Genomic DNA, 25,188 nt, shown 5'->3' with positions numbered 1-25,188 from the left:
CCATACGAATTAGCATTAATTCCTTTTAATAAAAATAAAAGGGAACTCCAGAAATGAAAATCCAACATTTTTCTCTTCTGTGCCGACAACATGTATGCTTCATGTCAAAAAATATATACACACCTCATTTGGAAAGTTATAATATGGGTAACCATCATTCTCCAGTCATTTCATAAGCAGATCACTTGTAAGTAACTTGTGTAAAAGAAGTTGTTTCCAAAAGTTATGTTCTAATTGAGGTGATACCGATGAAACATTTACTTCCAGAATTAATGTCTTTATTGCGTACGGATATGGATGTTCTGGATACAGACCTCTCCACACTTACCATTCCGTCATCAACATCGTTGGTAGATGCCTTCTCCTTATTCGACACATCTTCTTATCTATTCATTCAGGATGATGGACCCCTATTGGGATATATCGCCGTATCCGATGTTTTGCATGCCATGATGCATGCACATCGCCTAATAGAAGCTTATTTTGAGACCACACTGGAGACAGCGGGTTCAGCTCTGACATTAATTAATGAAGATGCCAAGGTGGCCTACTGGACAACTGGCGCGGAGCATGTTTTTTCGATCAGCAAAAAAGACATCATCGGACAACCCGCAGCGGACTTTTTCCCTCCAGATCGACTACAGTCTCTCAAGACGTTGTATACCGGCGAAACGGTCTATCGCAAACAGCATCAGCCACGGCCCGACCTGTTCGCCCTGATTAATGCTCGTCCTGTCCAACTGGATGGACATATTGTGGGTGCAGTTGCTGCCGAAGTGGATATAACAACCGAAATCCGATTACATCAGGAACTATTACATATGACCTCCAAAGTCCAGCATCTGGAGAAAGCCGTTGCTCGGCTACGGCCCGAATTAGATCCATTCGCCAGAATCAAGGGCAGCAGCTTGGTCATCAAGCAGTGCATGGAGACCATCCGCAAGATCAGTACCACCTCAGCTACTGTACTTATCCTCGGAGAGAGCGGCACAGGCAAGGAGTTATTCGCCAAAGCCATTCATGATCTTCGTGAATTGCAGACTGCACCATTTATCGCTATTAACTGTGGGGCAATTCCTGCTTCCTTGTTTGAAAGTGAGTTATTCGGTTACGAAAAAGGTGCCTTCTCCGGAGCGGATCCCAAAGGCAAAAAGGGCAAGATTGAGCTTGCCGAAGGGGGTACTCTTTTTCTGGATGAGATCGGTGAGATGCCATTGGAATTACAAGTGAAACTGCTTCGGGTGTTGCAGGAGAAGAGTTACTTTCCTGTGGGGGGAACGCGAATGAAACAGGCCGACTGCCGGATTATCGCTGCGACCAATCAGAATCTATTAAGTATGATTGCCCGCAATCAATTCCGGGAAGATCTCTACTATCGGCTGAATGTCATTAACCTTGTCATCCCTCCTTTGCGTATGCGGAAGGAAGATATATATGAATTAACCCAGACGTTCCTTCAAGAATTCTCGTTGCTCTATAACCGTCATATTGAGTTGGTTCCACCTGAAGTGTTCAAGTTGCTGTTCCAATATGATTGGCCAGGCAATGTACGTGAATTACGAAATGTGATCGAACGCCTGACCATTCTGACGACAGATGGTGAGGTGAAGCAGGAATATCTACCTGATACCCTCACTTCCCTCACCATGCAAGAACAGTCCGAAGTTCAACTGACATCCGGAATTCATTCACATGCCAACATCGAAAATCAGCAACGTCAGGATTCGGCGGGAGCAGAACCAGAACAAGAACCTCGAACGGTTGCAAATGTGGACGAATTAGATACCTTGGATGATTCCGAACTTGTCTCCGGTGTTACCTACCAGCAAAAATTGGACACCTATGAGGCGCAACTTCTAATTCAATATCTGAAAGCAGCAGGTGGCAACAAACGAACACTCGCCAAGCAACTTGGCATCTCCCGGGCAACGCTCTATAATCGCATGAAGAGGCTTGGTCTATGACCAGCCTCTTCTTGTCTTTATTATCAGTATGATGAATGAATAGAACCCTACAAAATCCGCGCCAAGCGAGTCAGCGCTGTTCTGAGATGGCGATAAAATGTCGCCCGACTCATGGAACACGTCTGGGCTGCGGCAGTTGGATTGCCAGCATGCGTCCAGTAGGCCGCGTATAACAGCATCTGATCCTGTGGAGATAGGCCATGTACTCTGCCTTCCAACAGATCCATGACATACAGCTGTAACTGGATTCCATCCTTTACTCCTCTAACCCTGCCAGCATATTCATGCAATTCTCCCGGGGAACGAAGATCCCCCAACATCTTGCGAACATCCTGTTCAGTCCAGATTACACCATCCACTTCCGTTGTTTCCGGCTGTATACGATCCTCTGTTGGTTCCGGAGCAAGAAGAGACATGACCCACTCTCCGAATTGCCCATTACGCAAATCCAAATCAAGTACGTCCGCCTGGTCCTCAAATCTGTCGCAGACACGAGTGCGGGTTCTTCGCATCCGGAATCCAATACTCTGCAAAAATAGTTTCAGGTGAGGGTTCGTTGCAACGAGCATCGCTCGCGCACCATCACCCAGTAGAGACAGCCGGTCCAGTGCCATGTATCCCACCAGTTCTTCTCGTGTATAACCAGGCACATCATCTCTTGCCGCAGCTAGCAAAGCAAAGTGAGTATCACTCTGATCCGGGTCATTTTCAAGTTCCTGTGGTGTGAAGCATTCATGCATCTCATTTGGAAAATATTTTAGTAACAACTCACGACTCTCCCTATGTACAAGGATGGTTATGAACATGGCAATTGTCTCCCCAAGCTTGTCACGCATTAATACAATTCCTTCGGGATAACGGTGTGCCAGTTCATCCAGGAAGGGGCCATAGGATACCGCCTGCCATGGTTCCACGCTGTATTCGCACCATTGCTGTAACAGGCTGTGCAGAACGGGCAGATCCTCACTTCTCATCGTTTCGAGAGGTGAGAACAAGGAATCACGGGACACATCCGCGTACTTGCGGTATTGAAGCATGGATTCCTGACACAGCAACAGCATCTTCCTAGCGATCTGGCGACGCTCACGCGGCCCCGCCTGTTCATGCAGCGGTTTCAGTAACTTCACGATCTTGATACGCATGGTCTGCAACCGATGAGGCTCACGTTGGCGAAAATCTCGTAGTAGATGTACTCTGGCCATATCATGCAGGGCAAGACCATCCGGGCCGGAACGGATAAACGACATCTGTCTCAGCATGTGGTACTCTTCTTTTGTCACGGTCATATCCAGTACTGATGATAATAATTCCTGATTGGCTGTCTCAAGCAGTGTTAGTACCTCCACCACAGGATGCAGACGGGGTGTCGTAAGTTCCAATAATAATCGAGCACTGATCATATGTGACAGTTCAGCCCATTCGGACTGCGGAAGATTCCTCCTCTGATCCGCAGCTTCTACAGCAAGGGCCAGCCCCAGCGGATGCCCATCGGTCATTCTCGTAATGGTACCTGCCATCCCCTGATTCAGAAAGCCTGCCACCGTGATGTATTCCGTAATCTCATCAATTGTGAAATGTTGAAGCCGCATCTGTATAAACCTCTGATGTAATCGGGGATGTGTCCGCCAGGTGGACGCCAGTTCCGGGCGTGATGCAAGAATGACAAGTATCCCTCTTAACGGAAGTTTGGATACAAAGACTTCCATGAACCAGCTTTCTAACAGAGCAAGCTCTTCATAATTATCCACTGCCAGAACCAATCTCTTCTCGATTGATGTGTCTCTCAGCAGACTCAATGGTCGCGGGGATCCTTCACTATCCATTGTTTCCAAGCCTAATGTAGAGGACAAATAATCCATAAAAACGGAAGGAGTCGCCCCACATGATCGACCATCCATCCAGATTGCCGTCGCACCTCGATCCCGAGAGACAGATAACATCTCTGAAAGCAAGGAAGATTTACCAATGCCTCCCATGCCCGTAATTGAAAATATGGTTAATGGGGCTTCCGGATGATTGAACCACCGCTCCAGTGTCGTCAGTTCCTTGGTTCGACCAATGAAACGTTTGCCATCCTCAAGATATTTGTCGTATTGAGCCTCACTACTGTCTCCCATATATGTCCTCCGTACTAGATACTGGTACTTTTAATATACTTTTTTTCCTCACAAAATTGAGACTATATTGAGACGCGCAATTGCATGTGAAGTGATAGAATCTTGTTAAAAGCCAATTTATAGGAAATATTCAAAACAGCGGACATGGAAACGTTTAACACGGTATATAGACGCCTCCACGCTTCTTCTCAACGTAATGAATCATTCCGCCGATCAAGCACAGCCAACATGCATATGAGCATTTACTGATCTCGAATTCATGCTTCCCTTTCATACCCTACTACCAGCCCGATATTCCAGGAAAGGCGGATTTGTGTGAGAATAAACCTCGATATCTGTAATCTGAGCGGACAACTTGGAATCAATCCCAAACGACTTAATGAATGGCTGCACCAAAGTGGCATTTCAATGGAGGACAATGAAGCAGAACAGGAAGGACGTCCCGACCGGTCGTCACCCCCGTATCGGCTGGCTGCTCCTTCTTCATTATCACTGGCACCTTCCTCCGGTCAAACGAAGCTTTATCGGGGCCGACGCTCCACTTCCACTCTGCAACGCCTGCCTGCTTCATTACGACATACCCGGCGGATTAGTAAAAACTGCTAGACTGTGCTCAAGGTAGTGTAAGATCGATGCACAGTCTGTCTTGCATCCCTTTCACCTCATCAAGAGGATTGCCACTGTCCATTCTCAATCATCGCGTGCGCGAGCAGCGCCATCTCCAGACAGATTCTTCTCCCTTGATCCATGTAACCTGGACCCATCAGTTCTTCCAGCTTCTCCAGTCTGTTGTACAACGTTTGCCGATGAATAAATAACTGGGCGGCCGCATCTCGCTTGGAACCAAAGTTCTGCAGGTAAGCATCTAACGTCTCTACCAATCGCAGGTGATGCGTTTGGTCATGTTCAATCAACATACCTAGGTGATCCTGGACAAAGGGTTGCAGGAAGGATTGGGGTAACGCCTTTAACATTTGATATATACCCATACGTTCGTAAAAGTGAACATGTTCCATCGGATCTACCGATCTCGAAACTTCGATCACCTGGTAGGCCTCCTGAAGGCTCTCCGGCAGGCTGGTCAAACGGTTGCGTAACTTGCCAAATCCCACATGAATCATAACCTGTTTCAAGTTACGACTGGCAAACCGTTTCACGTCCTGGGCAATCCCTTCCAGTAATCGCAGCAGTTGATGACGTGCAGCAGCCGTTACTGCTTCCTTCGCACAGCACAGATATACCTGGTTGTTCTTCAGCATAATCAGGCTAGGCAGATTGTTCTTCTTGAGCAGGGAACGCAGCAGGACAAGAACATCCTGATGATTAGCTTCCATTCGCTCCCGGCCTGTACCCTTTAATCGATGCTCAATCTCGATGACCCCTCCTGCAAACCAGTACTGTCCCTTTACCAGCAAACGAAGCCCCATTCGGGTCTGAGCCTGTTCCTCCTGATGGATGTTGCCATTCATCAGATCCTGGATCAGTTCATTCTGATTGCGGACCATCTTCTCCTCAAGAAACTGGGAACGAAGCGTGAGCGCTGCCGCCGCCTTCGCCGTATAATCGAGCAACAGCTTGAGATATTCCACTGGAGCTGCGGGATGCACAATCATGCCTACAGCCGAAAATACCTGGCCGAAACAGACGACCGGATGACACAGCAGAGCTTTCTCTTCGTCCATGTGGAACCATAATTCAGTATCTGAATCATTCAAATCCAGATGTTCTACCTCCTGCTCATACCAGGTATAGATGGCCTGTTCCATCTCAGGAACAAGTTCGGGCACAAAACTGCCCGGCTCCATGGACGAAATGTACACCACCGGTTTGGCAGCGTACTCATGCAGCAGGTTCAGCACAGCAGACATATCTGTACTCTGTAAAGTTCGTTGCTGAAGTTGACGGGAGTATGCTTCCAGACTTTTCAGCAGCTGGTGTTGATGATTAATGAGCAGAGAGTGAATATCCTGTGTAATCTCGACAAAACGGACCGGTTGCTCAAATACGATCAGCGGAAACTGGTGTCTGTCCGCCAGTTCAATCAGTTCTTCCGGGATTCCGTATATGCTGGTACCAAACTCTACACATAGCCCCGCTGCCTCACTGCCAATGAGCTGAAGCAGATACTCTTCGCGCCCTTCTTCCGATTGAAGCCACAGTCCAGTGGATAAAATAAGATCATGGGGGCTTACAAATGGAGATACATTTGTAATCTCCAACACATGAACCCAGCCAACCTGACGGTTCACTCCATCCTTCCCTGCCGCTAGTCGTGCTCGGCTAAATACCGGACGTGCAAGGATATCTTTGATCGTAAACACACGGTCATTTCGCAATGGCGATCCCTCTTCGTGTTATTTTTTCTTACATTATAATCCATGGACAAATGTCCTGAACAGTCTTTTTCGACAATATGTTGAGTTCAATTCCTAAAGATTAGACATCAAGTAAGGTGCAAAACGATTATCCAAGTCATAAACTTGTAGTATAAGCTAACAACCAATAAATGGACGAGGTGCATGGTGATGAGAATCGGAATTCCCAAAGAAATCAAGAACAATGAGAATCGTGTAGCAATGACTCCGGCCGGGGCTGCTGATTTCATCAGAGCCGGTCACCAGGTACTGATTGAACAAGGCGCGGGGATCGGCAGTGGATTCACGGATCATGAATATCAAACTGCGGGCGCCGAGATTCGGATTGATGCCAAGTCAGTGTGGGCCGAGGCCGATATGATCATCAAGGTGAAAGAACCGCTTGCCAGTGAATATGGATATTTTCGTCCGGGACTGATTCTGTTCACCTACCTGCACCTCGCAGCGGAACCGGAGCTTGCCAAAGCGCTTATTGCAAGTCGGGTCACGGCTATTGCGTATGAGACGTTGGAGGTCAACAGTGCTCTGCCCCTGTTAACCCCTATGAGTGAAGTTGCAGGCCGCATGGCCTCCCAGATCGGAGCACAGTTACTGGAGAAGACCGAAGGTGGCAAGGGCATTCTGTTGTCCGGTGTACCAGGCGTCAGTCGGGGGAAAGTGGTCATTATCGGTGGCGGAACGGTGGGAACAAATGCAGCCAAAATTGCTATTGGTCTTGGCGCCGATGTGACCATCCTTGATCTGAATCTGAATCGTCTGCGCCAGTTGGATGATATCTTTGGCAATCAGATCCACACACTGGTATCCAGCCCGTCCAACATTGCAGCAGCTGTTGCGGCGGCAGATCTGTTGATCTGTGCGGTGCTGATTCCGGGCGCCAAGGCGCCAACGCTTGTCAGCGAGCAAGTGGTTAAGACGATGGCACCGGGCTCGGTCATTGTGGATGTGGCGATTGATCAGGGCGGGATCGTTGAGACCATTGATCATATCACAACACACGATGAACCGACCTATGTGAAACATGGCGTCGTCCATTACGCGGTGGCGAACATGCCGGGCGCCGTGCCGCGTACGTCTACGGTGGCGCTGACCAACGCCACCATGCCTTATGCGCTGCAGCTGGCCAACCACGGTGCAGCCGCCGCAATTCGCGGCAGTTCGTCCATTCGCAGCGCGGTTAACGTGCTGAATGGACATATCACGTATGAGGCGGTTGCCCGTGATCTCGGGCATGCCTATGTGCCTGCGGGTCAGGCGCTGGAGAATACCGCCGCTGTCCAGTAATCTTGATATGATCGTTCCACCCGGCGCCTTGTCGCCAGGCCTGTGGAACGCAATAGAAGCGCAAGTCGGGTAGATGATGTTCCCGGCTTGCGCTTCTTGATTTTTTTCACATATAGGATAGCTTGTTGGTTGGTATAAGGCCTTTTGGTTCCTCCGGTTTTGGTGCTTCAGACTGCTCGCTCACTGCATACTTCGCGGAAGTTGCAATCCCGGCAGGACCGGTGCGATGGCATCGCTGTGAAATAGGTGACGTCCTTGGGACGGTTATAATACTCATCCTCCACGCAGGATCGCATCTCCTCAATGTAACGACCCACGTTCTCCTCCACCTTCCGGATATCCTCTTCTGTCGCTGTAAACTCTCGGTGTTTCCCGGTTAACAAATACTCCACTCGCAGCTCAATCTGCTCCAAAGGAATTCGGTAGTGTTCTCTCACATAGGATGCGTACAGCATTAGCTGATCCGAGAAGTCATCTTCCTTGCCCGTCTTCCAGTCCACAATGACAATGTTGCCGTTACTGCGCCGATACAATAAGTCCATCTTCACATACACGCGTGTATCGTGCAGCATCATGGTATCCCATTTCTCGATCTCCAGAATGTCCGTACTTGCCCGGGACAAGTCCTCCCACGTAAGCGTCTGGTACAGGTTACCGACACAGGCCGAAGCCCGTTCCTTAATCGTGGCAATCCGGTCATTCAACGTATCATCCCCGTAATAGATCTCGGACAGCATCGTGCGATTCTTGGGGTTAAGTCGCCACTGATCCGCGTCCATTGATTCCATATACGCCTGATTCAGCAGCTTGCGTATCGTCTGTTCCAGAAAGTGTTCACGCGGTTTGTCTTTGCCCTCTTCCCTGCTGCGTACCGCCGACTCACACATCCGATGCGCGAGGTCCCCGAAGACAAGATACAGATTGCTGAGCTGCTTCAGACGGTACAGACGAACCTGCATCTCATCAGCAGAGTCTGCCTTCCAGCCGTTATGGGCACCGTAATAATGATAATAATATTTGCGCAGGCACTCATCGAACATACTCGCCCGCGACTGCGAATAAGACCACTGCGGGTATTGTGCCATAAGTAATCTGCCTTTCTGTATGCCGGATCTGCATGAGATCCCTTAATGCTCACAGTATAAAGCCCGGGCAACCTTGTCGCAAGCGCGCTTCCGTTATTTTCTTCTGACGCAACCGTTTCCGATTCGATCCGTATCGTTTATATAGTAACATCACCAAAAGATGAAATTGCGGAGCAGAACGCTTAATATACTTCATAGAGGGCAGCGAATCCGGGACCTGGATGCTAGTACTGGTCTAGCCCGGGGCCAGTGCGGGCCCGGAGCTAACGAATCTCACACACCTTATCATGTGGATCATGAGGTTTTACGGAATCTAACGAACCCCAGACACGCTAATTAGTCTTATTTCGATTGTAGAACGTGTTTATTGCAAGCAAATGAGCCAATAGCGTGTCTCTGATTCGTTACATTTTCAGATCTGCCGATTTTCGTGAAATAAGACTTACTCCGTTCGTTAGAAAATGATTATATGAAAAAAATTGTACAGGCATATCCTAAAAGGAGGCACCACCCATGAATCGACCGGATTGGTTCCAGGCGGAAGAAGCATTACAACAGATCCAAGTCATCGGAAGCGACCGGAATGAGCTCGTGAACATCATCGGCGATGTAGAAGGATTAAAATGCATTGGCACAGGTACAGACGCGGCTGTATTTACGTATGACGGCTTGCCGCAGTATGCCTTCAAGATGTACTCGGATCATGCCTTGGACAAACTCGAAAATGAAAAGCAGGTGTACGAACAGCTCAAAGGCCTGCCATACTTTCCTACCTATTACGGCAGTGGCCGGAACGTGCTCGTGATCAGTTTTGAACCCGGGGATACCTTGCTGGAATGTTTGGAAAAAGGAATCCCTGTCCCCGAGCAGGTGATGCTCGATGTGGACGCAGCGCGAGAAGCCGTTCGCAGCCGCGGGCTGAACCCTCGCGACATTCATCTAAAAAATGTAATTCTTCAGAACGGACGTGGGAAAGTGATTGACGTATCCGAGTATATTCAGGACGGCAATGACAATCGCTGGGAGCATCTGGTTTGGGCTTATCACAACATCTATCCACGGATCAAAGGAACGCCCATATCCCCACGCATGCTGCAAACGATCAAATGGGGATACAATCAGTTCGATCATGCCAACATCAAAATGGACGACCTCGCCAAGAAAGCCAATCGTCTGTTCTTCAGATTTATGAAATGAGCACGTTGTACACATAGATAATTGTCTTAATATTATTGAATCAAAACCACCCGGATTACAGCCTTAAAGAGGCCTTTATCCGGGTTATTCTTTGTATATGTGCGTATGCGTATGATTATGGTTACGGTAATCACTGCTGTGTGTGCTCCGCTTCTACTTCTACTTTTACTTCTACTTCTGCTCACAATTGCGACTGCGAGTTACTTAGGGTCACAACCATCTTTATAGACATTTTATTGGAGACTACTGCTAAACTGGTCGCGCTCAACCTTCTTTTCTCCCCCGCCCCTGCGAGGGGGTCATGCCCTTGTACTGTTTGTATAACTTTGTAAAATAGTTGGCGTTGTCGCAGCCGACTCTGGCGGCAATCTCTGTAATGGTCAGACTACTGCCTTGCAGCAGTTGCTCTGCCTCACTCATCCTGCACCCGTTCACGTATTCCACAAAGGTACGTCCGGTCAGCTTTTTGAACATTTTGCAGAAGTGATACGCATTCAATCCCACATGACTTGCCGCTTCCGTAACAGACATCTTACCTGTGGGGTCCGCTTCAATCTGTGCAATCAACTGTTTGAAACGTTCGCGGTTTGGAAAATACGATCCGACCGTTTTATCCGGTAGCTGCTGCGGCATAAAGGTACGCGCAAGCAGGGTGAACAAGGCATGCAGCTTGGATTTCACCACGAGCTGATAAGCCGGGGGCTGTAACGCCATTTCCTCTACGGCTTCATTCAGCAAAGAATAATAGCCTACGCAGGCTGTGTTTTCCTCTGCCGGTTTGACCGGAAATCTCACTCTTCCTTCCAAATACGGCGCGACATATTGCTCATGCACAGGATCATGAGTGAAATCATGGAACAGTGCACGGTTCACTACAACGGAATCATAATGCACATCCCCCTCATCCAGAGCATATCCAACATGCAATGTGCCTCCCGGAATGATAATGACCTCACCTGCTCGAACCACATAAGGTTTGCTATCAATATGAAAAAGCGCACTTCCCTTGCGCATGATAATCAGTTCGAAATGTTCATGCCAATGCAAATACAGAATGCATTCTTCAGCTTTCATATCTGAACACCGATTTTGGAACAGCTGAAATGGATGTGATTTATGGTCAATTCGGGTATTTTCGTGAAGCGCTTTCAGATCCAGCACAACTTCTTCCCCCTCTTCACAAGATCCGACTATTATTACACAAGATTGTTTAGAGCCATCCCTTTAATCCACGGCTATAATGAGTGTGTCACGAAGTACTATAAGCCAATATTGGAGTGAATTACAACCATGAATAAATCATTACGCATCGGTACCCTTGTAGGCGGGCAGGACGCCGTCCGCGTTATCCCGCAGATCATGCAACATGGCTTCGAATCATTTAACCTGACCTTCTGGCAAACAACTGGTGATCTGGACCTGGCAGAGACAGCCAAACGTGTCCGTGAAATCGTGGACGAACAAGGTATTGTCATCTCCGCGGTGAGTGTATTTGGTAACCCACTCACAGGAGCCGGAGACAACGCCGATACATTGGCAAGTTGGGAGCGAGTGATCGATAATGCACAGCTCTTCGGTGCAGATATCGTCTCCGGGTTCACTGGAAGATTGACCGATCAACCCATTAACGAGTCCATCCCCCGGTTCAAGGAAGTATTTGGAGAACTGGCACGCCGGGCAGCAGACCGGGGTGTACGCATTGCTTTTGAAAACTGTGATATGGGTGGCACCTGGCAGACAGGCGACTGGAACATTGCCCATAACCCGACGGCCTGGGAGATGATGTTTGATGCTGTTCCAGATGAAAATGTTGGGCTGGAGTGGGAGCCTTGCCATCAAATGTCCAGCCTGATTGATCCTATTCCACAGCTACGCAAATGGGCTCATAAAGTCTTCCACGTACATGGCAAAGATGCCACGATTGCCTGGGATATCGTCAAGGAATATGGCGTGCATGGTCCACGTGAATTTGTCTGGCACCGCACACCCGGCTTCGGGGATAACAACTGGGCAGACATTATCACCATTCTGCGCCAGAACGGTTATCAGGGTACGATTGATATTGAAGGCTGGCATGATCCCGTCTACAAAGACGAACTCGAAATGACCGGACAGGTACATGCATTACGATATTTGAAACAATGCCGCGGCGGCGATTTTGTGCCAAATCCGGTATAGGAAACCATGCGAGCTGTACAACACAATCCATGCGAAGGAGATGAGAACATGACTCATCCTTATCGGGTAATTATTGCTGGCTGCGGTGCCATGGCAAACACGTGGGCGGACTATGCCTTGCAAAGGCCAGATACAGAAATCGTGGGACTGGTCGATCTGTATGAACAGACAGCCATTGCTTTTGCTACAAGACATGGTCTCACCTGCCCTACGTTCACCGATATCCGTGAGGCTATTCAAGCGACTGGTGCAAATATCGTGTTCGATGTCACGATTCCGGCGAGTCATTACGGCATTGCCATGACAGCGCTGAAGGAAGGGTGTCATGTCTTTGGCGAGAAACCCCTTGCGGAGTCCTTCTCCGACTGCACAGATATTGTGCAAACCTCTCGCAGTACAGGACACATTCAAGCCGTGATGCAGAATCGCCGATTCGATCCGCGTATCCGCGCCTACCAGCACCTCATTTCCGGCGGAGCTATAGGGCAGGTAGGTTACGCAGGGGCCGACTTCTTCCTCGGGCCACACTTCGGCGGATTCCGGGATCTGATGGATAGCCCACTGCTGCTCGATATGGCAATACATACGTTTGATCAGGCACGATATATTCTCGGAGCCAACCCGGTATCGGTGTACTGCCATGAGTTCAATCCTCCAGGTTCCTGGTATCAGGGCAATGCGATGGCGTTATGTATATTTGAGATGTCTGACGGGTCCGTATTCAACTATCGCGGATCCTGGTGCGCAGAAGGTGTACCCACATCATGGGAAGCAAGCTGGCGCGTAATCGGTGAAAAAGGAACCGCCATCTGGGATGGTCACGATGACATCTATGCTGAAGTAGTTACTCCGCAAAGCCTGGATGCTGACGGCAAACCATCCTTTTTCCAGCCAAGCGAGCGGATTGAAGCGGAACTGCCTGTCATGGACAAAACAGGTCATCACGGCTGTCTCGAAGACATGTTCGCCGCACTGGAATCCGGACGATTACCTGAGACCGATTGCAGCGATAACCAGTTCAGCATGGCCATGGTCCTCGCATCCTTGGAAAGCGCACGCACAGGCCAGAAAGTCTTCATCGCTGACCTGCTGAAAAACACATAGCGAAGCGCCTGTGTTTTTCAATTAAACAAAGCCCAAACTGCAAAGTTCAGCAGTTTGGGCTTTCTTGTTTTTTTACCTACTCTCCTATTCTAAAAATGATGTCGTTCAAAAAACAGTCGCGCTCGATAGTAAAAGTAGTGTAGGGAACGAAATCGATTCTGAAGAAGCAAAGCGTTCGCCTTTATCACCGGATTTCGACTTTACAAAAGGCGATCAAGAAATCCGGGGATAACAGCGATCAAAAGAACGATTCGTAACCGGAACGGCTGCTTCACGAGCAGTGAGCAATTTTTTTTGAACTTACATCATTTTATAAAATCCCTTTTTTCATTGCCTTATACACCAGTTGCGAGAACAGGCTGTTGGACCAGGCGAACCATGGTCTGGTGAACGTGTTGGGATCATCGGCGTGGAAGCCTTCATGCATATATCCGGTACCCGCATCCGTACTTTCCAGCAATGCAATCATCGCCAGTATTTCCTCGTCATTGTCTGCGGTTAAGCCCTGCATGGATAACGCCATGTGCCAGATGTATCCCGGAGGGGTATGGGGGCTGCCAATACCTTTGGCTACCTTCCCTTCATAATAGAACGGATTTTCTTTGCTCAGAATAAATCGACGTGTGTTCTGATACACCCTGTCTTCAATCGAAGCATATTCCATATACGGTATAGACATGAGTCCAGGTGTGCCCGCATCATCCATTAGACAAAAGTTTCCGTAACCGTCCGTCTCATAGGCATAAATCTGCCCATACTCTGGATGACGATAAGTACCGTACAGGGAAATACCGTGTCGTATTTCTTCTTCCAAACGAGCCATTCGGCTTACCAGTTGTTCATCCCGGAACACCCACTTCGCGATCTCCCCCATCTGACGCAAGGTTACCGCAGCAAACATGTTCGCCGGAATATTATAATGAAAATCACATGCATCATCACTCGGACGAAATCCGGACCAGATCATCCCCGTGTAATTCACAGGCATACCCATTCCTTCATTTCGCAGCGTATCATGGGCTGGACAATTGCGCCGCATGAACCGGTAAGGTGATTGCTCTGTGTGATGCTGTTCTGTCTCCCATAGTTGTACGATATTCTCCATCACTTTCTTGAAGCGCTCGTCAAATATATCCGTCAGTTCCGTCTCCCGCCAATATGTATAAGCCAGCTTCATGGAGAAACAAAGGGAATCCAGCTCAAACTTCCGTTCCCACACCCAAGGTGACATCTCCGTCTCATCATTGGCATCCCAATGCCATCCATTCGCTGTTTCATTGAACGCATTGGCATAGATATCCATATCAGCGTAGAACGTATGACGTTTGATTAGACCTCCAATGATACGCTGCAACTTCTCATCATTCTTCGCAAGTGGAACATAGTGCATGACCTGCTCTACGGAATCCCTTAACCACATGGCGGGAATATCCCCTGTAATTACAAAGGTTGTCCCATCATCGAGCAGCTTTGTGGTCGTTTCCAGCGTATTGGGAAAACAATTGCGAAATTGAGCCAGCAACCTCGGTCGATGTTGCAAACGCTCGTCCGCTTCAGTCAGAATATCCTGCACAGCTTGCGGTAATTCCAGATGCGTCATAGAGATTTTCGGTAATCTGAACTGTTCCATGGATGTTGTCTCCTTCAAATTGGTTTATTTAAGTTCAGCTAATAATTATTTACAACCGCGCTCCGATTGCAGAATAACCTTCCGATCGCCGTTATCCCCAGATTTTTTCGATCCCCTTTCTCAAGGGGAAATCCGGTGATAAAGGCGAAGTTTATGCTTCCGATGCAGCTTTCTTGCAGAAAGCTTTTAGCTTCGCTTCTTCAGATTATTTCTGCCCTCTCCGTTATCTTGTAAATGTTTAGTTGAACATATATAGATTGGTTTAAATTGACCCTAACACTCTTACACTATTGTTATTTTTGTTATGATAAATTATAATAACATTATTATTTGTAAGTGTACTGTGTCAGAAGATGATCGTCAATTCATAAAGGTCATCTCATTGAAAATTCAATTCACTATTTACATCTGAAATTTGCATTCATTCAATCGATACGATCATTGGATTTATGCAAATTGCTCACATACGAAGGAGTAATGATATGTCACGCAAAGTATCCATTCAGACGCTGGCTGACCAGCTCGGATTATCCAAATATGCCGTCTCCCGCGCACTCAGTGGCAAGACAGGTGTCAGTGAAGCGACACGCGCACGGGTACTGGAACTCGCTCGTGCTTTGGGATATCGCCAAAGTACTCCGGGTGCTACCAGCAGTCCTGCTGCTGCAAACCATGTGGATCCGTCCGATCCCCCGTTTGTTCTCATATGCATGAATCAGCTCAATCGCGGTGAACCCCACTACTGGCAACGTGTTCTGTCAGGCATGATCTCCGCCTGTAATGAGCGTAGTTGGCATCATGCCATTGTATCTCCCTCACTCGGAGTGACGGACGAGAACACCTCTCCCGAAAAAGCGATTGCTCCTCATTTGGACTGGGAACGTTGTGCCGGGATTATTGTTATGGGTGCTTTTCCTCATACGGTACTGCAAAGACTCTCTCAAACGGGTCGGCCTATTATTCTCGTAGATCATCAGGAACCCCTGCTGAATTGTGATACGATCAGCCACGATAATCTGGAAGCTGGCATCACCGTCGCGAGATATCTACTGTCTATGAATTGCCGTCGGATCGGCCTTATCACTGATGATGGTCGTGCTGCGAGCTTCGCGCAGCGGAAGATCGGGATTGAGTTGGCCTTGAACCATTTCCATGTGGATACCAGTCGTACGACCAGCTTCAGGGAATGGAATATTCCGTATGAGAACGGTGAATGGGTTAACCAGCTGGCTACCACCATTCAAAACATGCCAGATGATGAACGTCCCGATGCCTGGATCGGTGTTAATGATGATATTGCTTTGCAGTGGATGCACAAATTACAGGAGATGGGCATCTCCACGCCTAAAGATTGCCTTGTCATCGGTATCGACAATGTACACTCTGCCGTTACGTCTTCCCCGCCTCTGACCACAGTTAATCTGTGTAAAGAGGAACTCGGACAGCGTGCCGTAGAGGCTTTGCAACGCCGGATCGAACGCCCGGGGACGCCAAAAGAAACGGTTATGTTATCGACTACGTTGATTCCAAGGGAATCGGCATAATTCAGAAAGCATAAACAAGATCTCTTGGATAGAAAAATTTATTGGTTACTTGCTTCCAACCTCAAATTGAACCATACGAAAGAGGCCCCGCATATCATTATGCAGAGCCTTTTTCATATACCTTATATGCTTATCTATACATCCAGAATCCAATCCAAAGATCAGTACTTATGCCATCCATTCAGAGCTTCATTTACTTCATGGCTGTTGATTAAAATAGATGTACTAATCGTTATTTCAGCCATGGTAGACTATTGTACGATGGAAGGTCCACTTCCCAATTCACATCACGATACTCTCTATTGACTACTGTTCTTTTCAAAGTGAATTTTGTACCCTTTTCTTCGTTAAACCCCCGAATTTTTAATTGCAGATCATCTTCAACGTATTCACCGTTATTATTAGGTTGATCCGGATAACCGTTCACTTCAACAGGATACTCTTTTCCATCCGAATCTACTGCAACCCAGCGATCACCCATGAAAGCATTTCGGAACGTCCCACTCCCCTTCAGAACTAGTGAATACCCTTCCTTTACATCAATCTTCGGAGGATCATACGATTCCATCAGTGGCTCGTACTCAAAATCATAGAATAATATTTTATCTCCAAGCTGTTCAAATTGTGCAAAAGTATAAAAATTCGTGTCCTTACGCCTCTTATTCAGATCAACTTCCACTGATTTCTCTTCTTTCACCGGCAGGGTGTAACCATCCAGAACAAAGCGAATGTTCTTCGCATCTACCGTTACCAACGCAGGGTCCCATGTCTCTGACAACTTCAACGGCCCACCGTTCTTTAAGTCACTCTGATCTTGGAGCTGGAACTTGGCTTGACGGGCATCTGGTCTTATTCCATTGAAAATTCGATATTCATTTGTTTCAGGAATCTCAAGATGGTAGATGATACTCATATAGCTCGCCCAATTCTCATCAACTTTGGCACGAAGTTCATCATCCAGACTCACATTCAGGTCAAGCCGGGTTCCGTTTGGCGTGCGTACAAGCTGTGTCATATCAAGCTTTAGTCCTTCTGGCGTCGTATATGTGTTATCCATAGAATTTTCAACAGCCAATGATTTGGCTTTGGTCATATCGATCTTGAATTTGAAGCTCCAATCCACCGTAACATCTCTATCTTCGTAGGATTTCTTCTCGTAATCATAATATCTGCCCACATTTAAATTACGCAGTTCACCCCGCACGACCACTTGATCCGGAATTTCATCATGAAACTGGAATAACAATCGTTCAGTTAGAGGGCCCTTTGTTCTTGCATCTCTTGCAAGAGTGGCAACCTGTCGCCCCTCTTCATCAGTAACATGAATTCTCCCCAACTCAGGCAGAAACCGTGATACCCCTAATCCATCAGGTGTTGTTTGTTGCATGGTCATTACCATATGAGATCGGTCTACAAGCACGTCTTCAATTTTAAGCGTGTAGCCTTGGTCATTAATATAGATGTTCGGATTAACCACAAGTCCGAGAGGTTTAAGACGCTTGTAATCATCCGCAAAATAGGAATATTTCAATGCTTCAGGCACAGGTATGTTAGGCAATGGCAGACGATCCACAGCATTTACCAGGGGTTGCGCTGGCTCTGCTGTTCGGTCAAAAGCAAACCAAGCCCCTCCGGCAAGGATCACAACAGCCGCTGCAGCGATTCCAGTCCGGCGCATCCAATGCGCTCTCTTGGATTTTTTCATGAATGGATGCTCGTCTTCTCCACTTTCCATGGACACCCCATCCAGCTTCCGCATGACCTTAAGCGTAAAATCCGCATCCGGCTCCTCACGGTACAGGTGCTCCTCCCACAACCGATCTTCATCCTTTGAAATAGGCTTCATACGTAGCTAAACCTCCTTTGCGTTCCATTTGCTTCCTCAGCGTTTTTTTCCCGCGATAAAGGGCGTTACGCACTTTGGTTGAACTCATGCCTGTAATATCTGCAATCTCTTCATAGCTCAACTCGTTTGTGTACTTCAGTAATAACACCAGGCGATACGATTCCGGTAACTGTTCGAGCTGTCGATATATTTCACGCTGCATCTCTTTATGCAGCACACGTTTTTCCGGTGTTTCATTACTGACAGGTTCGATCCCCTGATCGACCGGAGACATGACGGGTTTCTTTTCCCGTATAAAATCCCGCATCCGATTTACCGCAATGGTGTACACCCACGACGAGAAACGACTTCCCTCCCGCCGCGACGGGAGATAACGATAGATGCGAATGAACGTATCCTGAGCGAGATCCTGTGCATCCGGATGACTCGCGCCCATTCCGCGCATGATGCCGTAGACTTTATTTTTATATCGATCCACAAGCACGGAGAATAACTGCTTATCCCCTGCAACAATGCGCTGAATCAGCTCCTCCTCCGGTATCTGTTGAGTCATGTAATCCCCCTTCTCTACAGCTTCCATGCATGGTTCTGTACTATATAGACGGAAGCCGTTCCCGAAACCTCTCACTTTATCCAAAAAAAAGAATTCGCCCTATCGGCGAAGCCGACTGGGTGAACTCTGCTTACTCGCCTCTTAATCTTCCCTGTTCTTCTCCGTGACAAAATCAGCAAGCTGGGAATAGATGGCCACAATCTCATCCATCGACATCCGCACGAGTCCACTGGACGAGGGAGCGACAAACTCCTGAATCTCCTTGACGACCGGGTCATCCTGGAATCCCCATTGCACTTTGGTACGTTTGCTATACTGGGTGTACACTCCTTTTCCGACAAAACAGGCGATGTCCGGTCGGTATTCCTCCAGCTTTTGCCGCAAAATCTGGCGTCCTTCTGCATATTCTTCCTTCGTAATATCTTCCATACCTTTAGTGGGCCGGGCCACGATATTTGTGAATCCGTATCCCAGCTTCAGCAACTCTCCATCCTCTTGTGCATCATATAAACGCGGGGTTAATCCCGACCGTTCAAGGATGCGCCAGAACCGGTTTCCTTTGTAAGCATAATGATGCCCCGTCTCCCCAGACGTAATGCTCGGATTGAAACCAATAAACAATATCGATAAACCAACATCCAGATGATCTGGAATCATGACGCAACCCCTCCTGATGTTTTTTAGCCAATTCACACATTCGGTTGTGTATAAAATGATATAATGAGCAAAGCATTTTCGAAATCGGATTGAAATTTTCATGAAAAAGGAAGCTGAACTAATGATTGCAGACATCATGCTTGAAGTCGTCCTGCCCGTCTTTCTCCTGATCGCCGTCGGGTCCTGGATGCAAAAGGTGTTCAAGCTGGACTTGTACACACTCGCCAAAATCAATTTCTATTGTATTACCCCCGCAGCCGTCTTTATGAGCATGTACCACTCGGATATGTCGGGCGAACTGCTTGGGACCGTGACACTCTTTTACGCGATATATGTATTGATTCTCTATATTGTAGGTTCTGTATTTGCGCGTTCACTTAAGATGAATAAAGGCATGAAGGCTGCCTTCAACAACAGCATTATGCTGGATAACGCAGGCAACTATGGACTGCCCATCAATGCACTGGTATTCCGCGGCGATCCACTCGCCTCTTCCATTCAGGCGCTGGTCATGTCTTTACAGGCATTACTGACATTCACCTATGGCGTGTTGTCCATTCAGGGCGCGAAGCTCAAAGGTAATTACCGTGCGGTGATTATTGGTTTTCTTAAAATGCCTGTTCCATATGCGCTCTTGCTGGGGATTCTGTTTCACATGTGGAAGGTTCCCTTGCCTACGTTCCTGTCCATGCCACTAACCTATGCGCAGCAAAGTATGGTCGCTGTAGCGCTGCTGACACTCGGAGCACAGATTGTAAAATATCCAATTCGTCTGTACCGTCTTGATGTGTATATTAGCACATTTTTGCGTCTCCTGATTGGCCCGGCTATCGGGATTTCAATTGTGCTACTGCTTGGGTTGGAAGGTATCGCTGCACAGGCACTCATTATCGCTTCGGGTATGCCGACCGGTGTCAACGCATCCATCCTGGCGGAAGAATACGATAACGAACCCGATTTTGCAGCCCAGACGGTGCTGATCTCAACGCTCTTGAATATCATCACGATTACGGCACTGATCTCTTATGCCAAAACGTTCTAGATGGGAAATGCCCATAAGTACATCCCTCCGCTAAGGCCAAACTAAAATTTACAAGTCCACGCCCCCTAAAGGGGGGTGTGGGCTTCTTTGTTTATACTCTTCGTCCCATTTGCAGGAACAAAGTCTTACGAAGAGCATTTATTTAACCCAACCAAAGGACTGTTTTGCGCGTCAATTGCTTATTATCCGTTGCGAATAAACGTTTCGACCTTTAAAATTAGTGGGTAAATATTTCATAGCGTTTCATTTTTGATATATACATAATCTGTAGAAATTCTTAATTTTATCTTCCACGAGGTGAATGTCGTGACCAGGATTATTGTACCGCCTGAGCAGCTTCAGGCAATCTCCAACCAATTTGCTCAAGCTTCGGAACATAGTCGTAGCATGATTAACAATTTAAGCAGACATATAAGTATATTACAAAGCCAGTGGTCGGGAATCACACAGGAGCGTTTCTTTCAGAACTTTCAGGTGGCACATCGGCAAATGGAAAGATTCTCTAGCTCAGTCTCTGCGATTGGCACGGAACTACATACCATCGCAACTCGTTTCTCACAAGCGGATCAATCTCAGGGGCATGGTGTACAGACCAGTACAAGCCAATCCACTTCTGGGAAAGATGTAAAAACGACGCTATCAGATATATATGATCAAGGAAGTAAGTCCTGGAATATAATTAATGGGATTCATGGGAATGTAGGCCTGATTGGAACAGGACTATATTCTGCTATGGCTACGTCCATGGTACTCTCCAAAACGGTTCATTTCAAAGTAGATCCCCGGAACTCTAGCCGTGCCAAAGTTCATAATGCTCCGTGGGTGAAGGGAAAGGGGAATTCCTTTCTGAGTAACATGGCACGTAAACTGGATAAACAATTCCGCAACCCCGGTCTGGTTATGAAAGGATTAAAGGGCTTTGATCGACTTGCAGGTAAATTAAAAGTAGGTGATATCGGGCTTGGTTTCAACAAAGCCAACAGCTTCGGTCAATGGACCCGCAATGTTATTGCCGGTGTGAATAAAGGACAATACGGTATGAAAATTTCCAAAATCCCTACAATGATAAGCAAAAAACTGTTCCCTATCAACGTAGGACTTAATGTTTGGGATGAAGGGGTTAAAACGGTCTCCAAGTATAAGGAAGGAACATTAACCAAAACGGATCTCGCCGTGTCCACATCGAATATCGTGATCAAGTCTGCCTCTGCAGGAGCCGGGGCTATTGTTGGCGGGACCCTATTATCGTTCGCCGGGCCTGCAGGAACAGCAGTTGGAGCTTATGTAGGCGGAGCTATAGGTAGTTATGCCGGAAAACATATAGCCTCAGCGGCTGAAAAAGGGATTAGATGGGTTAGTAAACTCTTCAAATAATACTTAGGAGGTATCCATGCAGTTCGTTACATACCAACGCAAATATGCAATTCGTCACACGCTGATATCTGCTCTTTTTATCATAGCTGGACTTGTCTTGACTGGTGATGTTATTTATGGTGACAATAGCGTTCTGCAAACCTTGTACTTTACTAGTGCGGCATTCTTAAGCTTTTGGTTTGTGGGACGTCTGTTTATCTGGAACACCACGAGAATATTTGGAACAAACATTTTATTTTCCTTCGATCTGTCTGGCATTAAGACAAATGCAGGAAAACAGTTATCTTGGAAGGATATACGTACCATTGATTTCGTAGCACCGGGACTAAACAAATGGATCCAGCCTACTCCATCCTATTACTTATTCAAAATGGTTGATGGAAAAAGCTATAAAATATATACGTATAGTCTACTGAAACATCAGGAAAGCGACATTCTTAAAGTACTTCGAAAAACTTGGAATGAGCACAAATGACCTTTTAAAAAAGTAACCTTTATCTAACAATCTACATAGAAAGTAGGCGGTTAAGCTCATGAATAAACGACTTGTTACCTTATCCATTGAAGAATTCGGATTTGCGCTGGCCACACTTGGTGCAGAGGACATTGCAGTCGGTCTCCTAAAACCGATGTATGGCGAGTTATCTGAACAACACTGGGAACTCGTTCTAAGGGCTGCCTCTCACGGTCTTTTATCCAAAGGGCTCATCTTGCATATGGAAGATAGCGAGATAGAGATCGAGCCGGAGTTTTTGAAGATGCTTATGCATTTTGCCCAAAGCCGCAGCATGATTAGAGCGTACTCAGACAGCCTTGAACAAGAAAAGGTATTAACTATTCACAAAAGTACAGATAACAACGATACATACCTCTATCATTTGGCAGTGGATCAACGTGTGCATTTGTTCACCTGGACAGAACCTGAAGAATGGGAAGAGGAACTGTTCCGATTTTACATAGGGCAACACAAACCATTCATTGATCAACCTACTCAGTTCACGATAACGGAGGAACAATGGAATGTCTTGACGAACGAGGAAAACCGTATTTTGTTAGATAGATTCATGGACGATTGGGAGCTACCTCTAGAAACACGCGAGTTATTGAAGGTATGGCATAACTCTTTTGAAGCTTCTGGTCGTAGTGTGGATAACCTCAGTATCATCAATTATGCCGAAGATGTAATTCCTCTGCCTGATCAAGCTCTCCTGCTGCTTCATACCGAACAAGGTATCTGGAGCATGACTAACAGAGATTCCACCAGCGAAAATAATTCTAACATCGAGATTGACCAGCATACCAATTCCTCCTTTCGTAGACAATTGCGAGAATGGATCGATCGCTTCGCGGTTCCTGTCTCCCATACTTAAATGTGCACCACACGCAAAAAAAGTCCAAGAGCCACCACCTTTGGTCTCTTGGACTTCTTCCATTATTTAACCCATGAACTCTCAGCTGCCTGCTCAGCTACTTGTCATGCAGCCTGCCATAGGACTATGATTCAAACGTCGTTCGTTCCGGGAACTTGCCGCCTTCCCTGAATAAACATCGTACCAGTCGCTGCGCGGCTCGATTAAAGAAAAAACTCGGACTTACCCCATCCACCTGGACAGGTTCCAGTTCCCTCACACTTTCCTTGATCTTATTCATCTCAATGAGCCCCATCTTTCGCTCATTCGGTCCGAAGCGATAAATAACCTTCTCATCGTCCTCCGTCTGTTTCACCAGCAGAATCACAGATGCCATACAGGTTACCCCCTATCGTTACGTTATGAGATTCCATTAATCACTTGCCTACTATAATTATTACCCAGATTCTAGTGGAAGGATATAGGACTTAAGTTAGTTATACCTAAATTAAATATCCTGATATAAAGATTCTCTGGAATGAGTCGTTAGGCTCACAAACACCGTGTTTACACTATCCTAATGGATAGTCACTGTCATGAAAGTGCGTACTGCCCAAGTCGTTTTTCTCCGTTTATACTAACCATATCTTGAATTTCCAAAGGAGAGAAATATATGTCTTCAGCTCAAATATATAGCCACGGTGTCCCGTGGGAAGAAGCATTTAGCGTTGCTCAGGGATACAGCGTTAACGGTACGATCTACATTGCAGGACAATTTTCGCATGATATGCAGGGAACGTTTATTGGTGTCGATGATATTGAAGCACAGGTTCGCCAGACACTGGATAACTTGGATCGTGTGCTCGCAGGATTCAATGTGACCAAGTTGAACATTGCTGAACTGGAGATTTTTCTGGTTCACCCGCAGGAGCATCTTGAGGCATGTGTCGCCGTGTACAAAAAGTATATTGGTACGCATCGTCCGGCTGTCACGATGGTTGGGACCTCAGGACTCGCCTTCCCTCATCAACTGATTGAGATTCGAGCGATTGCTCATACCGACTAACTGATCCAGGTCATATCCAACGTTTCAGAGCCAAGTAAAATGGCCTGATGAGGTCTCGCTTTAACGAAGTTCATACACAAAAAAAGAAGCAGGGCCGGATAAACTCCTAACCTGCTTCTTTCTGATTTCTTAATCTTAATCTTATTCTTTCACCTTCACCGTCAGCGTATTACCGGATGAAGTGAGGGATGCCCCAAGCCCTTCTACCAAAACTCTGAGGGGAATGTACGTCGTTCCCTTAATTTCTTTGGGTGCTGCCTGTAGGGTGACTTCTTTCCCGTTAACCTTCACCTTTTTACTGCCCAAGGTAAAGATTAGCTTGTACTTGTCTTTGGTAACGGTAATGGTTTGAGTCTTACTGTCCCAAGACGTTTTGGCTTTCAACGCTCCGGCCATCTCACGCAGGGGTACGAGATTTGTGTTATTCATTACAATTGGAGATTCAGTGAAAATAACCTTGGAACCATTCACATTCACATGAACAGAAGACGTTATATATTCTGGTTTAGGAGTGGCTTTCTTTTGGGTTGCCGTTGAAGACTTGTTACTTTTCTTGGTACTTCCTGAACTGGATGAACTTGAAGATGAAGATTTGGAACTCGAAGAGGAACCTCCGTTGTGATAATGATATTCCCCTTGTTTCAGCCCCCATTTTGCACAGTTGGTACGACAGGTGTGCCCTCCACTCGAATCTGTTCTTCCTGGATGAGCAGACGCAACAGTAGCAAAAATCATGAAAATGGCAAGCAAACTGCTTATTACTTTGATACGCATACGGATAACCTCCAGCAATTAGTTTAGCCAGAGTATCATACCATATTTA

At 47.0% G+C, this 25,188-nt stretch carries 22 protein-coding genes; 12 read left to right on the top strand and 10 right to left on the bottom strand.

The features are described from left to right. Window positions 1-248 precede the first annotated feature (248 nt). Window positions 249-1,964 (top strand): sigma 54-interacting transcriptional regulator, encoded by a 1,716-nt coding sequence (locus QNO02_RS05670; protein ID WP_091034106.1) that lies wholly within the window; start codon window positions 249-251, stop codon window positions 1,962-1,964. Window positions 1,965-2,011: 47 nt separating this feature from the next. Here QNO02_RS05670 and QNO02_RS05665 read toward each other — a convergent pair whose 3' ends face one another. Then, window positions 2,012-4,081, bottom strand: coding sequence for an nSTAND1 domain-containing NTPase (locus QNO02_RS05665; RefSeq protein WP_091034108.1), 2,070 nt, complete (start codon window positions 4,079-4,081; stop codon window positions 2,012-2,014). A gap of 315 nt (window positions 4,082-4,396) precedes the next feature. Between QNO02_RS05665 and QNO02_RS05660 the strand changes: the two genes are divergently transcribed. Continuing rightward, window positions 4,397-4,687, top strand: coding sequence for a hypothetical protein (locus QNO02_RS05660; RefSeq protein WP_124117151.1), 291 nt, complete (start codon window positions 4,397-4,399; stop codon window positions 4,685-4,687). Window positions 4,688-4,746: 59 nt separating this feature from the next. Here the strand turns inward: QNO02_RS05660 and QNO02_RS05655 are convergent, their stop codons facing one another. Then, the gene (locus tag QNO02_RS05655) at window positions 4,747-6,417 is read right to left on the bottom strand and encodes a PucR family transcriptional regulator (RefSeq protein ID WP_091034114.1); all 1,671 of its coding nucleotides are present in this window, start codon (window positions 6,415-6,417) and stop codon (window positions 4,747-4,749) included. Between the two features lie 189 nt (window positions 6,418-6,606). Between QNO02_RS05655 and ald the strand changes: the two genes are divergently transcribed. Then, window positions 6,607-7,740 carry an alanine dehydrogenase gene (gene ald, locus QNO02_RS05650; RefSeq protein ID WP_289391383.1) on the top strand — a complete coding sequence of 378 codons (1,134 nt, stop codon included), beginning with the start codon at window positions 6,607-6,609 and terminating at the stop codon, window positions 7,738-7,740. Window positions 7,741-7,907: 167 nt separating this feature from the next. Here the strand turns inward: ald and QNO02_RS05645 are convergent, their stop codons facing one another. Further along, a complete protein-coding gene (locus QNO02_RS05645; RefSeq protein WP_249911615.1) occupies window positions 7,908-8,825 on the bottom strand; it encodes a PD-(D/E)XK nuclease family protein in 918 nt (305 codons plus the stop codon). A 513-nt stretch (window positions 8,826-9,338) separates the two neighbouring features. Between QNO02_RS05645 and QNO02_RS05640 the strand changes: the two genes are divergently transcribed. Continuing rightward, complete coding sequence (locus QNO02_RS05640; protein ID WP_289391382.1) at window positions 9,339-10,022, top strand: serine/threonine protein kinase; 684 nt, start codon at window positions 9,339-9,341, stop codon at window positions 10,020-10,022. A gap of 264 nt (window positions 10,023-10,286) precedes the next feature. On the opposite strand, the gene QNO02_RS05635 is transcribed toward QNO02_RS05640, so the two are convergent. Beyond that, complete coding sequence (locus tag QNO02_RS05635; protein WP_289391381.1) at window positions 10,287-11,183, bottom strand: AraC family transcriptional regulator; 897 nt, start codon at window positions 11,181-11,183, stop codon at window positions 10,287-10,289. 129 nt (window positions 11,184-11,312) lie between these two features. Between QNO02_RS05635 and QNO02_RS05630 the strand changes: the two genes are divergently transcribed. Both QNO02_RS05630 and QNO02_RS05625 read left to right on the top strand, forming a co-directional pair. Beyond that, on the top strand, window positions 11,313-12,200 hold the full coding sequence (locus QNO02_RS05630; protein WP_289391380.1) for a sugar phosphate isomerase/epimerase family protein: 888 nt from the start codon (window positions 11,313-11,315) through the stop codon (window positions 12,198-12,200). Between the two features lie 48 nt (window positions 12,201-12,248). Continuing rightward, the gene (locus QNO02_RS05625; RefSeq protein ID WP_289391379.1) at window positions 12,249-13,304 is read left to right on the top strand and encodes a Gfo/Idh/MocA family protein; all 1,056 of its coding nucleotides are present in this window, start codon (window positions 12,249-12,251) and stop codon (window positions 13,302-13,304) included. A gap of 310 nt (window positions 13,305-13,614) precedes the next feature. On the opposite strand, the gene QNO02_RS05620 is transcribed toward QNO02_RS05625, so the two are convergent. After that, entirely contained in the window at window positions 13,615-14,934 is a 1,320-nt protein-coding gene (locus QNO02_RS05620; RefSeq protein WP_289391378.1) for a glycoside hydrolase family 125 protein, read from the bottom strand. A gap of 482 nt (window positions 14,935-15,416) precedes the next feature. Here QNO02_RS05620 and QNO02_RS05615 point away from each other — a divergent pair, with 482 nt between their 5' ends. Continuing rightward, the gene (locus QNO02_RS05615) at window positions 15,417-16,478 is read left to right on the top strand and encodes a LacI family DNA-binding transcriptional regulator (protein ID WP_289391375.1); all 1,062 of its coding nucleotides are present in this window, start codon (window positions 15,417-15,419) and stop codon (window positions 16,476-16,478) included. 232 nt (window positions 16,479-16,710) lie between these two features. Here the strand turns inward: QNO02_RS05615 and QNO02_RS05610 are convergent, their stop codons facing one another. The 3 genes from QNO02_RS05610 to QNO02_RS05600 form a co-directional block, all read right to left on the bottom strand. Beyond that, window positions 16,711-18,324 carry a hypothetical protein gene (locus QNO02_RS05610; RefSeq protein ID WP_289391374.1) on the bottom strand — a complete coding sequence of 538 codons (1,614 nt, stop codon included), beginning with the start codon at window positions 18,322-18,324 and terminating at the stop codon, window positions 16,711-16,713. Further along, window positions 18,302-18,877, bottom strand: a complete 576-nt coding sequence (locus QNO02_RS05605; RefSeq protein WP_145320840.1) for an RNA polymerase sigma factor — start codon at window positions 18,875-18,877, stop codon at window positions 18,302-18,304. Before QNO02_RS05605 ends, QNO02_RS05610 begins: the two co-directional genes overlap by 23 nt. Window positions 18,878-19,018: 141 nt before the next feature. After that, window positions 19,019-19,534, bottom strand: a complete 516-nt coding sequence (locus QNO02_RS05600; RefSeq protein ID WP_289391372.1) for a mismatch-specific DNA-glycosylase — start codon at window positions 19,532-19,534, stop codon at window positions 19,019-19,021. 121 nt (window positions 19,535-19,655) lie between these two features. Here QNO02_RS05600 and QNO02_RS05595 point away from each other — a divergent pair, with 121 nt between their 5' ends. The 4 genes from QNO02_RS05595 to QNO02_RS05580 all read left to right on the top strand — a co-directional run bounded on the left by QNO02_RS05595 (window position 19,656) and on the right by QNO02_RS05580 (window position 23,320). Then, window positions 19,656-20,576, top strand: coding sequence for an AEC family transporter (locus QNO02_RS05595; RefSeq protein ID WP_062832926.1), 921 nt, complete (start codon window positions 19,656-19,658; stop codon window positions 20,574-20,576). 306 nt (window positions 20,577-20,882) lie between these two features. Then, complete coding sequence (locus QNO02_RS05590; protein WP_289391371.1) at window positions 20,883-21,950, top strand: WXG100 family type VII secretion target; 1,068 nt, start codon at window positions 20,883-20,885, stop codon at window positions 21,948-21,950. 16 nt (window positions 21,951-21,966) lie between these two features. Next, complete coding sequence (locus tag QNO02_RS05585) at window positions 21,967-22,425, top strand: DUF5381 family protein (protein WP_289391370.1); 459 nt, start codon at window positions 21,967-21,969, stop codon at window positions 22,423-22,425. A 58-nt stretch (window positions 22,426-22,483) separates the two neighbouring features. Beyond that, the gene (locus QNO02_RS05580; RefSeq protein WP_289391369.1) at window positions 22,484-23,320 is read left to right on the top strand and encodes a YfjC family protein; all 837 of its coding nucleotides are present in this window, start codon (window positions 22,484-22,486) and stop codon (window positions 23,318-23,320) included. 124 nt (window positions 23,321-23,444) lie between these two features. On the opposite strand, the gene QNO02_RS05575 is transcribed toward QNO02_RS05580, so the two are convergent. Continuing rightward, window positions 23,445-23,696, bottom strand: a complete 252-nt coding sequence (locus QNO02_RS05575; RefSeq protein ID WP_047841868.1) for an RNA-binding protein — start codon at window positions 23,694-23,696, stop codon at window positions 23,445-23,447. Between the two features lie 276 nt (window positions 23,697-23,972). Between QNO02_RS05575 and QNO02_RS05570 the strand changes: the two genes are divergently transcribed. Then, on the top strand, window positions 23,973-24,365 hold the full coding sequence (locus QNO02_RS05570; protein ID WP_289391368.1) for a RidA family protein: 393 nt from the start codon (window positions 23,973-23,975) through the stop codon (window positions 24,363-24,365). Between the two features lie 141 nt (window positions 24,366-24,506). Here the strand turns inward: QNO02_RS05570 and QNO02_RS05565 are convergent, their stop codons facing one another. Further along, entirely contained in the window at window positions 24,507-25,139 is a 633-nt protein-coding gene (locus tag QNO02_RS05565) for a copper amine oxidase N-terminal domain-containing protein (protein WP_289391367.1), read from the bottom strand. Between the last annotated feature and the right edge of the window lie 49 nt (window positions 25,140-25,188).

Source organism: Paenibacillus sp. PK1-4R (genome assembly GCF_030369595.1).
Lineage (GTDB): Bacteria > Bacillota > Bacilli > Paenibacillales > Paenibacillaceae > Paenibacillus.
This window is presented reverse-complemented; position numbering and strand designations above follow the sequence as displayed.